This is a genomic window from Testudinibacter sp. P27/CKL/0425, assembly GCF_052931395.1.
In genome coordinates this window covers 16738-32783 of record NZ_CM128801.1, presented here as the reverse complement: position 1 = coordinate 32783, position 16046 = coordinate 16738, and the positions used below count along the sequence as shown (strand labels likewise).

The 16046-nt window shown below is 49.1% G+C and carries 15 protein-coding genes, 1 pseudogene and 1 riboswitch; of the genes and pseudogenes, 8 read left to right on the top strand and 8 right to left on the bottom strand.

Going from position 1 to position 16046, the window contains the following annotated elements; genetic code table 11:
- Positions 1-56 precede the first annotated feature (56 nt).
- Positions 57-557, top strand: a complete 501-nt coding sequence (crr, locus tag ACUHGC_RS00150; RefSeq protein WP_446833701.1) for a PTS glucose transporter subunit IIA — start codon at positions 57-59, stop codon at positions 555-557.
- A 61-nt stretch (positions 558-618) separates the two neighbouring features.
- On the opposite strand, the gene ACUHGC_RS00145 is transcribed toward crr, so the two are convergent.
- Genes ACUHGC_RS00145 through ACUHGC_RS00110 form a run of 8 tightly spaced genes read right to left on the bottom strand, consistent with a single transcriptional unit; the run spans position 619 to position 7270 of the window.
- A complete protein-coding gene (locus ACUHGC_RS00145; protein WP_446833700.1) occupies positions 619-1845 on the bottom strand; it encodes an NRAMP family divalent metal transporter in 1227 nt (408 codons plus the stop codon).
- 5 nt (positions 1846-1850) lie between these two features.
- Complete coding sequence (thiE, locus tag ACUHGC_RS00140; protein ID WP_446833699.1) at positions 1851-2510, bottom strand: thiamine phosphate synthase; 660 nt, start codon at positions 2508-2510, stop codon at positions 1851-1853.
- A gap of 1 nt (position 2511) precedes the next feature.
- Positions 2512-3333, bottom strand: a complete 822-nt coding sequence (gene thiD / locus ACUHGC_RS00135) for a bifunctional hydroxymethylpyrimidine kinase/phosphomethylpyrimidine kinase (RefSeq protein WP_446833698.1) — start codon at positions 3331-3333, stop codon at positions 2512-2514.
- A complete protein-coding gene (gene thiM, locus ACUHGC_RS00130; RefSeq protein WP_446834803.1) occupies positions 3320-4126 on the bottom strand; it encodes a hydroxyethylthiazole kinase in 807 nt (268 codons plus the stop codon). Before thiM ends, thiD begins: the two co-directional genes overlap by 14 nt.
- A gap of 11 nt (positions 4127-4137) precedes the next feature.
- Complete coding sequence (locus tag ACUHGC_RS00125) at positions 4138-5076, bottom strand: ABC transporter substrate-binding protein (RefSeq protein WP_446833697.1); 939 nt, start codon at positions 5074-5076, stop codon at positions 4138-4140.
- Positions 5077-5097: 21 nt separating this feature from the next.
- Complete coding sequence (gene tenA, locus ACUHGC_RS00120; protein ID WP_446833696.1) at positions 5098-5751, bottom strand: thiaminase II; 654 nt, start codon at positions 5749-5751, stop codon at positions 5098-5100.
- Positions 5752-5780: 29 nt separating this feature from the next.
- Positions 5781-6536 (bottom strand): ABC transporter permease, encoded by a 756-nt coding sequence (locus ACUHGC_RS00115; RefSeq protein ID WP_446833695.1) that lies wholly within the window; start codon positions 6534-6536, stop codon positions 5781-5783.
- Entirely contained in the window at positions 6533-7270 is a 738-nt protein-coding gene (locus ACUHGC_RS00110) for an ABC transporter ATP-binding protein (RefSeq protein WP_446833694.1), read from the bottom strand. The genes ACUHGC_RS00115 and ACUHGC_RS00110 overlap by 4 nt, the downstream gene beginning before the upstream one ends.
- A gap of 80 nt (positions 7271-7350) precedes the next feature.
- A riboswitch (TPP riboswitch) is annotated at positions 7351-7455 on the bottom strand.
- 144 nt (positions 7456-7599) lie between these two features.
- Here ACUHGC_RS00110 and ACUHGC_RS00105 point away from each other — a divergent pair.
- The 7 genes and pseudogenes from ACUHGC_RS00105 to ACUHGC_RS00075 all read left to right on the top strand — a co-directional run bounded on the left by ACUHGC_RS00105 (position 7600) and on the right by ACUHGC_RS00075 (position 16028).
- On the top strand, positions 7600-8097 hold the full coding sequence (locus ACUHGC_RS00105; protein WP_446833693.1) for a YbhB/YbcL family Raf kinase inhibitor-like protein: 498 nt from the start codon (positions 7600-7602) through the stop codon (positions 8095-8097).
- 135 nt (positions 8098-8232) lie between these two features.
- Positions 8233-9141, top strand: coding sequence for a glycine--tRNA ligase subunit alpha (gene glyQ, locus ACUHGC_RS00100; protein ID WP_446833692.1), 909 nt, complete (start codon positions 8233-8235; stop codon positions 9139-9141).
- Positions 9141-9407: a hypothetical protein gene (locus ACUHGC_RS00095; RefSeq protein ID WP_446834915.1), complete on the top strand. Its 267-nt coding sequence runs from the start codon at positions 9141-9143 to the stop codon at positions 9405-9407. Before glyQ ends, ACUHGC_RS00095 begins: the two co-directional genes overlap by 1 nt.
- Before the next feature lie 20 nt (positions 9408-9427).
- The gene (locus ACUHGC_RS00090) at positions 9428-10483 is read left to right on the top strand and encodes a PDDEXK nuclease domain-containing protein (protein WP_446833691.1); all 1056 of its coding nucleotides are present in this window, start codon (positions 9428-9430) and stop codon (positions 10481-10483) included.
- Positions 10484-10789: 306 nt separating this feature from the next.
- Positions 10790-12862 (top strand): glycine--tRNA ligase subunit beta, encoded by a 2073-nt coding sequence (gene glyS, locus ACUHGC_RS00085; RefSeq protein WP_446833690.1) that lies wholly within the window; start codon positions 10790-10792, stop codon positions 12860-12862.
- Between the two features lie 480 nt (positions 12863-13342).
- Positions 13343-14922: pseudogene (locus ACUHGC_RS00080) on the top strand (ABC transporter substrate-binding protein).
- 95 nt (positions 14923-15017) lie between these two features.
- Complete coding sequence (locus tag ACUHGC_RS00075; RefSeq protein WP_446833689.1) at positions 15018-16028, top strand: ABC transporter permease subunit; 1011 nt, start codon at positions 15018-15020, stop codon at positions 16026-16028.
- Positions 16029-16046 lie beyond the last annotated feature (18 nt).

Sequence of the window (16046 nt, the reverse complement as noted above, 5' to 3'; positions counted from 1 at the left end):
AAAAATTCGGGTAACATAATAAAGATTTTTTGATGGATTAATGAGGAGATTATAAAATGGGTTTATTCGATAAACTATTTGGTTCAAAAGACAATAAAGGTGCTGAAGTTGAAATTTACGCGCCGTTGTCAGGCGAAATCGTCAATATTGAAGATGTGCCGGATGTCGTTTTTTCCGAAAAAATCGTTGGTGACGGGATCGCGATTCGTCCTACCGGTAACAAAATCGTTGCGCCGATTGACGGTGTGATTGGCAAAATTTTTGAAACTAACCACGCATTCTCAATGGAATCGAAAGAAGGTGTTGAGCTTTTCGTTCACTTCGGGATTGACACCGTTGAATTAAAAGGCGAAGGTTTCACGCGTATCGCTGAAGAGGGTCAGGAAGTGAAAAAAGGCGACACCATCATTGAATTTGATTTGGCCGTTTTAGAAGCCAAGGCAAAATCGGTGTTGACGCCGGTTGTGATTTCTAACATGGACGAAATCAGTAGCATTGAAAAATCCAGCGGCCCGGTAGTGTTGGGCGAAACGGTTATTCTGAAACTGAAAAAATAATCGTCTTTCGATGAAAAACCGGACTATTGTCCGGTTTTTTTATCTCTGCGAATAGGGTTGATTAACGATAAATAAAATAAACCCCGACCATGCCGACCAAGTAAACCAGCCCCGCACAAGCAAGATACAGCAACCATTGCGGCTTGTTGCCATACTGTTTTGCCAAACTAAAATTCAGCCAAGCAAACACCGGCGCGGAGAGGAAAGACGCTGTCATCGCGAACGGAATCATTTTGCCGATCGCAGCGCTGAAAAACTGAATAATGATAAATGCCGACAGCGTGCTGAACAGCATCCAGTAACGCAAGGCTTTTTCCGAATGAAGGCTGACCGCACTTGTGGTTTTTTCGCGCAGCCTTAACAGCGCCACAGTTTGCTGATTACAGCGTGAATAGCCGTCCACTGCCACGATCGTGGTGCCGTAAATACAAATAAACGCCACTAATGCCATAAACCAACGCGTCCATTCGCCGATACTCAACGCATACATATCGACAAATTGGCGAATAAACTGCCCGCCCGCCAGCGTCGGAATCGGTTTACCGTACTGCACTAACGCGCCGAGCGCCATAAACATTAAGGCTAAGATAATGGTCACCACATAGCCGCTGTTGAAATCCAGCAAGCGACGATGGCGATATTGTGGATCAAGTTTGTTTTTCTCAATCACCCACAACGAACCGGCGACGCTCAATTCCATCGGTGCGGGCATCCAGCCCATTAACGCGATTAAAAACGGAATCGCGCCGATTGTCCAAGCTGACGGCGCGACAAAATCCACGGCAATCGGGGCGCTAGGGCGATTGAACGCAATCAGTAACGCAAGCAGCGTAATCAACGAGAGCAGAAACATAATACTCTTTGACACTTTGTCTAGGCGTGGATATTGGCGCGAAAATAGAATCGCTAAAAAGCTGAATAACACAATGATATTGAGCACGTTTAACGGTACTTCAATCGGCAGTAGCATGGTGAGTAACACTGCCGAAAGTAGCGTGCCGCCTGCCACGTTGACCATGGTGGCAAACAGATTGAACAGCAAAAACAGCCATAGATAGCCTTTGCCTTTTTCGGCATAGCCTTGCAGCACGCTTTTGTTATTCAGGGCGCTGTAATCAAAGGCGAAACGGAAAAACGGGTATTTCAACAAATTGACGGCAACAATCAACAACGCCAGTTGATAGCCGTAGTAAGCGCCGGCTTGGGTCGATGCGATAATGTGTGAACCGCCGACGCAGGAGGACGCCATAATAATGCCCGGACCGAATTGCCGAGTGAATGATTTCATGGTTTTTATTTTCCTTGTAGCTGTTTGATGGTGTGGTGTAAATCATCTGTGCGAGTCAATGCCGAGATCACCGCTACGCCGTCAGCGCCCGCTTGACGAATCGAAAGTGCGGTTTCCGGCGTGATGCCGCCAATCGCTACCAGCGGTTTATTAATCCCGTGGCGACGAATTTGGCGTAGCAATTCCAAGCCGACCACCGCTTTGGCGTCGGCTTTCGATTGGGTGGAGAAAATCGGACCGACACCGAAATAGTCAATTTGCTTCAGTTGATGATTGGCAATGGCTTGCTCCAGCATATTAACCGATAAACCTAACAGCAGCTTGCCTTGGCACTGTTCGATCACCTGTTTAATCGGGCGATCGTCTTGCCCGACGTGCACGCCGTCGGCTTGCAGTTTCAACGCCAGATCGACATCGTCATTGATAAAAAACGGCACATTATATCGGCGACATAAATCACGGCACTGTATGGCAAGTTGTTCGATTTGCTGCGGATCTTGTAGTGAAAATTCGCCTTTTTCACGAAATTGAAAACAGCTGATACCGCACTTTAAGGCAGCTTCCAAACGGGTTAAAAGTGCGGTTTGCGGCGGCAACGCAAGCTGACGGCAATCTTGTGTGCCGGCAATAAAATAGACGGAAAGCATGGCTCGAATGTTCGGCATTTTAATATCCTTTTGGCGGTGTCGCGGAAAATGCCCAGTGGTTTGTTGGCCCATGTCCATGTCCGATATTTAGCGGGTGGCTGATAGCGGCGCTGATAAACTGCTTCGCTAAACGGATTGCGGTGTTCGGCTGTTGCCCTTTTGCCAGTTCAGCAGTGATGCAGGCGGAAAAGGTGCAGCCGGTGCCGTGGGTATGTGGCGTGTCGAAGCGTGGGCTTTCAAGGGTGAAATCGCCGTTCGGGCTGAACACCCAATCGCGGCAAACCGCACTTTGTGAGTTTTCACTGTGTCCGCCCTTGATCACCACGATTTTTGCGCCCAAGACTTGCAGATAATCCGCGGCTTGTTTTGCGGTGTGATCGTCAACAATCCGAATGCCGGTTAAGGTTTCCGCTTCGGGCAGATTTGGTGTAATCACATCGGCGAGCGGCACGAGATATTGTTTTAATGCCGCGACCGCACTTTGCTGCAACAGCGGCGCGCCGCCTTTGGCGATCATCACCGGATCCAACACCATTTTGCCAAACGTGTGGCGCGCTAGACTGTCGGCGACCGCCTCGATAATCTCAGCGGTGCCGAGCATACCGAGCTTAAATGCCGAAATGTGAAAATCGTCGGCAATCGCCTTGAGTTGTGCCTGAATGGTGGTAATCGGAATCGGATGAATATCCTGCACGCCGAGGGTGTTTTGCGCGGTGATCGCTGTGATAGCGCAAGTGCCGAACACGCCGCGCATTTGAAAGGTTTTCAAATCCGCCTGAATGCCCGCGCCGCCGCCGCTGTCTGATCCGGCAATGGTGAGGGCTTGTTTAATCTGATTCATAGTCGATCCTCGTGAGTGTTGCGCGTCGGGCACTTTGCAGTGCCGCCAGTTGATCTAAAAGTGCGGTATAAAATTGCCCGTGCTGGGTGCTTTGCAGGCTGCTTGCCGCCAGTTCACCGGCGATGGCGTAAGTGGTGCAAGCTTCTAATACCGCGTGAAAGCGATCGTTCGGCGCAACCGCTAAAAAGGCGCAGCAAACCGCACTGAGCAAACAGCCCGAACCGGTAATTTTCGGAAACAGCGCGCTGCCGTTGCGGATTTTGGCAACTCGGTTGCCGTCGCTGATCACGTCCACTTCACCGCTGATCGCCGCGCAGCATTGATATTGTTGTGCAATGCTGTTGGCAATGGCAGCAAGATCGGCGTTGCCTTGTCCGGCATCTACGCCTTTGCTTTGCCAATCGACATTGGCGAGATACGCCATTTCCCCGGCGTTGCCGCGAATTGCGCTGAATTGCACTTCCGCTAATAAACGCGCCACGCTGTGTTGGCGAAAGCGAGTAGCGCCGACGCCGACCGGATCGAGCACCACAGGAATGCCGTGGCGGTTTGCCGCTTTGCCGGCGAGCAGCATAGCGTTGACTTGTTCGGCGGTCAGGGTGCCGATGTTGATCACTAGCGCATTACAAATCGCGGCGAGTTCGTCCATTTCCTCGACCGCACTTGACATAATCGGTGAGGCACCAATGGCCAATAAACCGTTGGCGACATAATTTGCCACCACAATGTTGGTGATATTGTGAATCAGTGGGTTGCGTTGCCGCAGTTGGGTTAAATAGTCAGTGGTTAACATCATGTTCTCTCTTAAGGCAGTTGCACGGCGTAATCTGTCAAAACCGGCAGATTGTTCAGTAAACCTTGTTGTTGCATAAATTCCGCCATTTTTTGATAGCGGTGTTCATCTAAGGCACGCGGGCGTAGCGCCAAGCGTGGCAAGGTGTCTCGCCACGCCAAGCGGTTTAATTCGTTGTCTAATTCGTTTGGCTTGTAGCTGACAAAATCTTGCCATGCTTGTTCAGGGTGGTTGATCAAATAGATGGTTGCTTGTTCAAGTGCGGTTAAAAACGCGCTGAGTTTTTGCTCTGACAACGCTTTTTTATTGGCGACCAAAATCAGTTCATCATAGGCAGGCACGCCGTGTTCTTCAGGGTAAAACGCTAAACCGGGCTGTTTTTCCAAATCCATTTGATTCAGTTCAAAGTTACGAAATGCGCCGATCACCGCGTCCACTTGCTCACTGATCAGTGACGGCGAAAGCGACCAATTCACATTCACCATTGTTACATCGTTTGGCGTTAAGCCATGGTTTGCTAGCATCGCTTGCAGTAAGCTGGTTTCAAAACCGCTGACCGAATAGCCCACTTTTTTGCCTTTTAAATCGGCAGGCGAGCGAATGTTACTGCTTTTGAGCACCACCAAACTGTTCAGTGGTGTGGAAACCAGTGTGCCAACGCGCACCAATGGCAAGCCTTCCGCCACTTGCATTTGCAGTTGCGGCTGGTAATCCACCGCTAAATCCGCCTTGCCTGCGGCAACCAATTTCGGCGGCATCGACGGATCGGCAGGCTCGATAATCTCAACCGCCAAGCCTTGTTTGGCAAAGTAGCCTTTTTGTTGTGCCACAATCAGCGCGGCATGATCAGGGTTGACGAACCAATCGAGCATCAGCGTGATTTTTTCGTTGGCGTATAACGGCTGGCTGAATAAACACAATGCGGTGAAAAAGGTGAGTAATGTTTTCATTAAAATCTCCTCGGTTAAAGGTTAAGTGCGGTCTAAGCCCATTTGCCAAAAAGCACGTTCCATGCGGGTGGCAGTGGTGAAAATCTGTTGTACTTTTGCAAGCTGTTTGGGGTTGAGATCGTGGCAAAGGGAATCAAGCAAAGCAGAGAGTTGAACCGCACTTTGCTGAAAATCGTCAGCGGCATAGGCATCAATCCACGCTTGATAGGGGTTATGTGCAGGGCTGAGTTGCTGTTCGACAATCCAACGTGCAATCTCGGCATAGCCAATCGCACAAGGGGCAATGGCGGCGTAGAGATCCGCAAGGCTGCCGTTCATGCCGCAATCCAACACATAGCGGGTATAGGCTACACAAGCAGGCGATTCGGGCGTTTGTGCCAGCTCCGCTTCGCTGATGCCCCATTGCTGGCAAAAGGCGATATGCAGCTGAATTTCTTGCAATAAAATGCTGATCGCCTGATTAGCTTGCGCCATTTGCGCAAAATCCTCGGCTTTAAACAGCGTTAGCGCCAACGCGCGGTTATAGTGGAACAGATACAGATAATCCTGTTTTAAATAGTGCTGAAACTGTTCGGGCTTCAGCGTGCCTGTTGCCAATTGGCGCACGAAAGCGTGTTGGGTGTAATCCTGCCAGTGTGGTGCGGCATGTTTAATCAGTTGTTGAACGACAGACATCAAAACTCCTTATAGTAACCTGCGCCGGATTAGCGCAGTTGTGAAACCCACGGGATCGCACGACGCAGCAGACGATCGACTGCAAAATACAGCGCAAGCGCCATCAGGATCAGCAAAAATAGCGCGGCGAACATTAAATCCACCTGCATTCGGGCGTTGGCTTGCAGCATCACATAGCCCAAGCCTTCTGATGAACCGACCCACTCACCCACAATCGCCCCAATTGGCGCAACCGACACCGCAATCCGCAAGCCTGATGCCAACGCAGGCAGCGCAGCGGGCAACCGCACCTTGAACAACAATTGCAGGCGGCTGACTTGCATTGTGCGGGCGAGATCGAGCCACGCTTGCGGCGTGTTGCGCAGCCCGTCATAGCAGGCGGCAGTCACAGGGAAGTAGATAATCAGCACCGTCATCACAATTTTTGATGCCATGCCGTAACCAAACCACAGCACCAACAGCGGCGCAATCGCAAACACGGGGATCGCTTGTGAGATCACCAATAACGGCATTAACAGGGCAGAGACGGGCGCAGACAGCGACAGCAACAATGCCGAGCCTAGCCCGAGCAAAAAGCCGAGCAGCAAGCCGATAAGGATCTCAAGTGCGGTAATCTGTGCGTGTTGCAACAGCATTGCAGGGTGTTGTAGCAGTTGCTGCAACACCGCAACAGGCGAGGGCAGTAAATAGTGCGGCAATTCAAACAAGCTGACCGCACTTTGCCACAGCAACAATAAAAGTGCGGTCAACAACAGCAGTTTTCTGAACGCGTTGAGGCGTTTCATGGTGTGCCGCCTTGCATTAATCGGGCGAATAAATCTTGCTGCAACGCAAGCGTTTGAGCATTGGCTTGACGTGGTTTCGGGTTATTCGCAAGCTGGGCTTTGGCTTCGATCAGATCTTCAATCGGTTGAGTCGGATCGTGCAAAATCGCAATCCGATCCGCCAGCCGAATGGCTTCTTGCGGATCGTGGGTGATCAACAGCACGGTTTTGTCGTGCAGTAATTCGCAGGCTAAATCTTGTAATTGCAAACGGGTAACCGCATCGAGCGCCGAAAACGGTTCGTCCATTAAAATTAAATCAGCGTTTTGCATTAAAGTGCGCGCCAGCGCCACCCGTTGCCGCTGCCCTCCAGACAGCTGATAACAGGGCTTGTGGCGGTGTGCGCCCATTTGCACTGCCGCGAGCAGTTGTTCCGCTTGCGCAGTGGTTTCAGCGGTTTTGGTGCTCGTGAGGTGGTGTTGCAGTTGCACATTGTCCACAACCGACAGCCACGGATAGAGCGAATCTTGCTGTGCGAGCCACGCCAGTTTCAGCGGGCGCGGAAACACCACCTCGCCTTGTTGAATCGCATCGTTTTCCAAACCGGCAATCGCTCGTAGTAATGTCGATTTGCCTACGCCCGAACGCCCAAGCAACACCGTCCACTGGTGTTGCAACAGCGAAAAGTGAAAATCAGCGAACAGCGGCTGCCCGTTGAAGCACAGGGTCAAACTACGAATATCGACCGCAACCATCTGGCAAGTTCCGAAAACTAGCGGACAGAATGCGAATAACGGTGTATCGGGCGGAAAACAGGCGAAGTGCGGTTAAGATTGGCATCATATTGATAGTTTCCTACGTCAGCATTATCTGGTTCAGGTTCACGGGTATCATCTCAGCCACCTTGAATATCAATAATGTAGCACCCCGACTAATGAACGCTTAATCTATAAAAATTATCCGTACAAGGCAATGATTTTCGCGCATAAATTTGAAGTCGATCATATCTTGCGCATAATCTGTTCGGTAAAACGCCAAGGAATGCTAAGATGATTGAAAGTGTTAATCCGAAAAGGAGGTAAGAATGAAAGTCAGTAGTGCAGCAATCGAAAACGGCTATTTTGCCGATCAATATGGCAAGCGTGGCAGCCAATTCAGCCCAAACGGCATGCCGAATTATTCCATTCCACTGGAAATCAGCGATGCGCCGGCAGGCACAAAATCGTTCGCGTTGGTGTTAGAAGATAAAGACGCGGTGGGCGCAGCAGGCTATGTGTGGATTCACTGGTTGGTGGCGAATTTAACACGCACATCGCTGGCGGAAAATGACAGCCTTTCCGCTAACGATTATGTACAAGGGCGCAACAGCTGGTCGGGCAAACTCGGTGGGTTGTCGGTGGAAGAAGCCTCATGTTATGGCGGCATGGCACCGCCGAATGCTGATCATCGCTATGAATTGTATGTGTATGCCCTTGATTGCGAGCTGGATCTGCCGCAAGGCTTCGGCTTTAACGATCTGCATTTTGCGATGCAGGGGCATATTCTCGATCAAGCCTATTTGGTTGGGATCTATCGGCTATAATCGCAATGGATTAAAGTGCGGTTTGGCGGCAGCCGTACGTTGACATTTCCGCATTTTCCGTGCGCAAATTCATGACCTTTCGCCTAAATTCAAGTATAATAGCCGCCATTTTCTATTCACTAAAAAGAAGCAGATATGAGTTCAACATTTAACGTTAAAACTTTTCAGGGCATGATTCTTGCCTTACAAGATTACTGGGCAAAACAAGGTTGCACCGTGGTTCAACCGTTTGATATGGAAGTGGGCGCAGGCACATCACACCCGATGACCTGTTTGCGCGCATTAGGGCCAGAGCCAATGGCGTTTGCCTATGTGCAGCCTTCACGCCGCCCAACTGACGGGCGCTACGGTGAAAACCCGAACCGCTTGCAGCACTATTATCAATTCCAAGTGGTGATTAAACCCTCCCCTGACAACATTCAAGAACTGTATTTAGACAGCCTGAAAATGCTCGGCTTTGACCCGACCCAAAACGATATTCGCTTTGTGGAAGATAACTGGGAAAACCCAACCCTAGGCGCATGGGGCTTAGGCTGGGAAGTGTGGCTGAACGGCATGGAAGTGACTCAATTCACCTATTTCCAACAAGTGGGCGGCTTAGAGTGCAAACCCGTGACAGGTGAAATCACCTACGGGCTAGAGCGTTTGGCAATGTATATTCAAGGCGTGGACAGCGTGTATGATCTGGTTTACTCCGACGGTCCGTTAGGCAAAACCACCTACGGCGATGTGTTCCACCAAAACGAAGTGGAGCAATCAACCTACAACTTTGAATACGCCAACACCGACTTTTTATTCTACTGCTTTGAGCAATACGAAAAAGAAGCGCAAGAACTGCTGGCGCTAGAAAAACCACTGCCATTGCCCGCATATGAACGTATTTTAAAAGCGGCGCACAGCTTCAACATGCTTGATGCTCGCAAAGCGATTTCCGTTACCGAACGCCAACGCTATATTTTGCGCATTCGTGCGCTAACCAAAGGCGTTGCCGAAGCCTATTATGCCAGCCGTGAAGCGCTGGGCTTTCCAGGGTGTAAAAAATGATGACGAAGCCTATTCTGTTTTTTGCCGAAACCTGCCCCGACACCGCCCCGTTTGTGGCGGCGTTGCAGCAATTGAATGTGGAGTATGAAGCGGTTGAGGTGTTGGCGAATCTTGCCAATTTCAAACGCTTTCTGAAATTGCGCGACAACCACGCGGCGTTTAACGAAGCCAAGCAACACGGCTATATTGGGATCCCGGCACTGTTGTTGGACGATCAACAAGTGATTTTAGATCTTAATGCGTTGCCTGCGGCATTCGCAAAATAGCATGATAGGACTGCCGCCGTATGCACGAAAACAAAACTGCACTTGTTGCCCACACACCAGAACATTTTATGCATGAAATTGCTGATCTGATCCACGCGTCTAAACAACGCATGGCAGTGTCGGTGAATGCCGAGTTGACCTTGCTGTATTGGCATATCGGACAGCGGATTAACCAGCATATTTTATCGGGTGAACGGGCTAGTTACGGACAAGAAATTATCCGCAGTTTAGCGAAAAATTTAACGCAACAGTTTGGTAAAGGTTGGAGTAGAACACAGCTCGCCTACTGCGTGAAGTTTGCAGAAACATTTGCTGATGTTGAGATTGTTCACGCACTGCGTGGACAATTGAGCTGGACGCATTTTAAAACGCTGATTTACATTGACGATCCGCTCAAGCGTGAATTTTATGCCACCATGGCGGCACAAGAGCGCTGGAGCACACGCACATTAGATGAACGCATTGGTGCGTTGCTTTTTGAACGCACGGCAATTTCAAAGCAATCAGACGAAACGCTGATTCAGGAATTGAGCATGCTGCGTGAAAGAGGCGAATATAATCAATCGCTGGTGTTGAAAGATCCGTATGTGCTGGATTTCCTCGACTTGAGCGATCGCTATATGGAAAAAGATCTGGAAGATGCCATTTTGCGTGAGATTGAACAATTCCTGTTGGAATTAGGCTCAGGCTTTAGTTTTGTGGCGCGCCAAAAGCGCATTCAGATTGATCAAGATGATTTCTATATCGACCTGTTATTCTACAACCGCAAGCTCAAACGGCTGGTGGCAATTGAATTAAAAACCGAAGCGTTTAACTACGCCCACAAAAGCCAAATGGAACTGTATTTGGCATGGTTGGCGAAACACGAGCAGGAAGAGGGGGAAAACCCACCACTGGGCATTATTCTCTGCACCTCGAAAAAAACCGAACAAGTGGAGTTGCTGGATTTAAAACACTCAGGTATTCACATTGCAGAATATTTAACGGTGTTGCCATCGAAAGAGGCATTGGCTCAACGATTGCGCACGGCTGTTGAACGGGCAAAAGCGCGGTTTTTGGTGGCAGAGCAAGAATAGACGGTAAATCGTCTTATGAATCAACGGCTTGTTGATAAGGTTTAGTGCGTTTTATCAGGCATTCCAATTGGTGACACAGTGTGCCACGAATTGAGTTGGGCGAATATTGGCAAGATCTAATTCGGAACGCAGTGCGTACCGAATTGTGTGGGCGGTATTGTGGCTTGTGAATTGAGTGAGAAAACGGAACTTAACTGCAAGTGTTAGCATGAAAACACAGTTGGAAAAAGCCAGACAACTTAGCGAATATCACATTAATTGATTATGTCTGTGAGTAATGCAGACAACATAAAATAGAGACAAAACATGACAACACAAAATTTCCTCGCCGAGATGGGCACTGAAGAGTTGCCACCGAAGGCACTGAAAAAATTAGCCACGGCTTTTGCCGACAACCTTGAAGCGGAGCTGAATCAAGCGGGTTTAGCGTTTGACAAAGTGGAATGGTTTGCCGCGCCGCGTCGCTTGGCGGTGAAAGTCTTAGGTTTGGCGACCAGCCAGCCGAGCAAAGAAGTTGAAAAGCGCGGTCCTGCGGTTTCGGCGGCGTTTGATGCGGAAGGCAAACCAACTAAAGCAGCAGAAGGCTGGGCGCGCGGCTGTGGGATCACCGTGGATCAAGCAGAACGCCTCGCAACCGACAAAGGCGAATGGCTGGTTTATCGTGCCGTGGTGGAGGGGCAGGCGACTAAAAATCTCTTGGTGGGCATGGTGAGCCAAGCGCTGGCGAAATTGCCGATTCCGAAAACCATGCGTTGGGGCGATAAAAGCGAACAGTTTGTACGCCCTGTGCACACCGTCGCGCTGTTATTGGGCGATGAACTGATTCAAGGTGAGATCTTGGGCGTGGCGTCTGCCACCACGGTGCGCGGACACTGCTTCTTGGGCGAGCGCGAATTTCAAATCAGCCATGCGGATCAATACCCGCAATTGTTGAAAGAAAAAGGTTCGGTGATTGCAGATTTTAACGAACGTAAAGCGCTCATTCTTGCCAACGCGCAACAAAAAGCGACCGAGCTTGGCGGTGTGGCGGATATTGAAGACGATCTGCTTGATGAAGTCACCTCACTGGTGGAATACCCGAATGTGCTAACCGCAACATTTGAAGAACGCTTTCTTGCCGTGCCTGCTGAAGCGCTGGTGTACACCATGAAAGGCGATCAAAAATATTTCCCGATTTATGACGCAAACGGCAAATTGCTACCGCACTTTATCTTTGTGTCGAACATCAACCCTGAAGATCCAAGCGCGATCATTGAAGGGAATGAAAAAGTGGTGCGCCCACGGCTAACCGATGCGGAATTTTTCTTTAAAACCGATTTAAAACAGCGTTTGGAAGATCAATTGCCACGTTTAGAAACCGTGCTGTTCCAACAACAACTAGGCACATTGCTAGACAAAACCAAACGCATTGAAGAGTTGGCAGGCGAAATCGCCCTGCAAATTGGCGCAGACAAAGCCAAAGCGGCGCGTGCGGGCTTACTGTCGAAATGCGATTTAATGACTAACATGGTGTTTGAATTTACCGACACCCAAGGCGTGATGGGCATGCACTATGCACGTCACGACGGCGAAGATGAAGACGTGGCAGTGGCATTAAATGAACAATACATGCCGCGTTTTGCTGGCGATGCGTTGCCAAACTCATTAGTGGCAAGTGCGGTGGCGTTAGCGGACAAATTTGACACCTTAACCGGCATTTTCGGCATCGGGCAACAGCCGAAAGGCAGTGCCGACCCATTTGCGCTGCGCCGCGCGGCATTGGGCGCATTGCGGATTATCGTGGAGAAAAACTTGCCGCTGGATCTCAGCGACGTGGTGGCGAAATCTGCGGCGTTGTTTGCCGACAAACTCACCAATACCAACGTGGTGGAAGAGGTGGTGGATTTCATGTTAGGGCGCTTCCGTGCTTGGTATCAAGATGAGGGTTTTGATGTTGATGTGATTCAAGCAGTGCTTGCACGCCGCCCAACTAAACCTGCTGATTTTGATGCGCGTGTGAAAGCAGTGTCGTATTTCCGTGAATTGGATTCAGCGGCGGCGTTGGCAGCGGCGAATAAACGGGTGTCGAATATTTTGGCGAAAGTGGAGGGCGAATTGCCAACCCAAGTCAACCCGGCACTGTGCCAAGATCCGGCAGAAATTGCACTGGCAGAACAAGTGGCGGCGTTGCAACAGCAATTACAACCGCTGTTTGCCAACGGCGATTACCAAACCGTACTTCAACACTTGGCGGCACTGCGCGAGCCTGTTGACAGCTTCTTTGATAACGTGATGGTGAACGCAGACGATCCTGCGTTGCGCCAAAACCGCCTAGCCTTGTTGCACAACTTGCGCGAACTGTTCTTGCAAGTGGCGGATATTTCCTTATTGCAGTCATAAGCTAAATACCAGGCAAACAAAAAGCTAACAGATAATGTCAGCTTCAGACCGCTGACAAACCCACCGATTTTTCATTTTCGGTGGGTTTTTCTATCTTCTCACCGCGATTTTAAGCCGGTATGGTATCTAACTACGTTTATTTTGTATACAAAAGAGCTTATTAGATCATATTTTTGAAAAAAGTGCGATTTTGCTTTGTAATCGCTATCGGTTTTGCTGATAGCGATTTTTTATTGCGCTTACCAACTCACAAACCGCAATCGTATCGGCATTTTCTGATTTCAATGGCAGGATTTTCTGCCATTGTTTTTTCCCGGATTTTGAATAAAACCCTTAAAAAATTGATGAATATTCAATTTTTAATAAAAAGTATCATCTTCTATCTTGTAGATAAACGCAAATAATGCTATTAACTATAAACCGTCGCTTGTTTCGCGGTGTAAATAAAAATAAACAAATTTTCATTATCGGAGTGTAACCATGAGAAAACTCGCAACATTATCGCTGACCGCACTTGCGCTGTCGGTTTCGTTATCGGTATCGGCAAATCAGCCAAAAACGTTGGTTTATTGTTCTGAAGCCTCGCCAACTTCATTTAACCCGCAGCTGGTCACAGACGGTGCGTCGATTGATGCCAGCGGGCAGGCGATGTATAACCGTTTGACCGAATTTACTCGTGGTTCGACCACCGTTCAGCCGTCATTGGCGGAAAGCTGGGAAGTGGCGGAAGACGGCAAAAGCTATACCTTCCATTTGCGCAAAGGGGTCAAATTCCAATCAAATAAAAGCTTTAAACCGAGCCGTGATTTTAATGCCGATGATGTGATTTTTTCATTTGATCGCCAAATGAACGCCGAAAATCCATACCACAAAGTGTCAAATTTGGGCTACGAATATTTCGTTGGCATGGATATGCCGAACATCATCGACAAACTGGAAAAAGTGGACGATTACACGGTTAAAATCACGTTAAAACAAGCGAATGCACCATTTTTAGCCAACATTGCAATGGACTTCGCGGGTATTCTGTCTGCAGAATATGCTGAAGGCCGGTACGCCTGAAAAAGTGGATCAAGAGCCGATCGGCACCGGCCCATTTGAATTGGTGAACTATCAAAAAGATGCGGTGATCCGCTATAAAGCCTTCGATAATTACTGGAAAGGCAAATCGAAAATCGATCGCTTAGTGTTTGCGATCACGCCGGACGCCTCAGTGCGTTACACCAAACTGCAAAAAGGCGAGTGCCATGTGATGCCATATCCGAATCCTGCTGATTTGGAATTGATGAAAAAAGACGCGAACATTAATTTAATGGAAGAGGCGGGGCTGAACGTCGGCTATCTGCACTTTAACGTACAAAAAGCGCCGTTTGACAACCAAAAAGTGCGCCAAGCATTGAATTATGCGGTCAATAAAGACGCGATTATCGATGCGGTTTACTTGGGCGCGGCAGAAAAAGCCAAAACCGCCGACAATGTGGGGCTATAACGATGACGTTCAGGATTATCCGTATGATCCGGAAAAAGCCAAAGCGTTACTCAAAGAAACCGGTTTTGAGCAAGGCTCCAGCACCGAATTGTGGGCAATGCCGGTTTCACGTCCGTATAACCCGAATGCTCGCCGCATGGCGGAGTTGGTGCAGGCAGACTGGAAAGCGGTTGGCGTTGATGCCAAAATTGTCAGCTACGAGTGGGGCGAATACCTGCAACGCATGAAGAAAGGCGACGATCCGACCGGCATGATGGGCTGGACTGGCGACAATGGTGACCCGGATAACTTTATGGGTACATTGTTAAGCTGTGCTTCCGCGGAGCAAGGTTCAAACTATGCGAAATGGTGCTACCAGCCGTTTAACGAGTTAATCAAACAAGCGGTGCAGGTGACGGATCAGGCAAAACGTGCCGAGCTGTATAAACAAGCGCAAGTGATTTTCAAAGAACAAGCGCCTTGGATTACGATTGCGCACTCCACCACTTATTTGCCGCTGCGCAAAGAAGTGAAAAACTATGTGATCGATCCGTTCGGTTTACATAATTTTTATGACCTAGAATTAGAATAATACTGTATTTGACCGCACTTTTATGGTAAAAGTGCGGTCTTTATTCTCAATTGTCAACGACAGTGTGGGATTGTGACAAATTTCGAGAAATTATCATGTTTCAATTTATTTTAAAACGTATTGCCATGGTCATTCCGACCTTTATTGGCATCACCTTACTGACTTTTGCGCTGATTCATTTTATTCCCGGCGATCCGATCGAAATTCGGATGGGAGAGCGTGGGTTAAGCCCGGAAATGCACGCGCAAATGCTCAAACAAATGGGGCTGGATTTGCCTCTTTATCAGCAATATATCAACTATCTTGGCGACTTGGCGCAAGGCAACTTGGGGATTTCCTTCAAAAACAGCCAGCCGGTGGTCGAGGAGTTTTTAAATCTATTTCCGGCAACCATTGAGCTGACCAGCATGGCGATTCTATTCGCGGTGATTCTCGGGATTCCGATTGGGATCTTGGCGGCGGTGAAGCGCGGTTCGTTTTTTGATCACAGTGTGATGGCAGTGTCGCTCACCGGCTATTCGATGCCGATCTTCTGGTGGGGCTTGCTGTTAATGCTGGTGATGTCGGTGCAGCTGGATCTCACCCCGGTTTCAGGGCGAATCGGCGCACAATTTTGGATTGATGACGTCACCGGATTCATGCTGATCGACAGCTGGCTTTCTGATGAACCGGGCGCTTTTAAATCGGCGGTGTCGCATCTGATTTTACCTTCGATTGTGTTGGGCACGATTCCTTTAGCGGTGATTTCACGCATGACCCGTTCTTCCATGCTGGAAGTGTTGGGCGAAGATTACATTCGCACCGCGCGCGCCAAAGGCTTATCGAAAATGCGGGTGATTGTGGTGCACGCATTGCGCAATGCCTTGATTCCGGTTGTCACCGTTGTCGGGTTAATTGTCGGGCAGATGCTGTCCGGTGCAATCTTAACCGAAACGATTTTCGCTTGGCCGGGCATCGGCAAATGGGTGATTGAGGCGATTCGAGCCCGTGATTATCCGGTGGTTCAAGGAGCGGTATTGATTATCGCCACCATTATTATTTTAGTGAACCTGTTTGTCGATCTGTTGTACGGGATTTTGAATCCTCGTATTCGTCATCGTAAATAATGCCATAGCATGAATGAA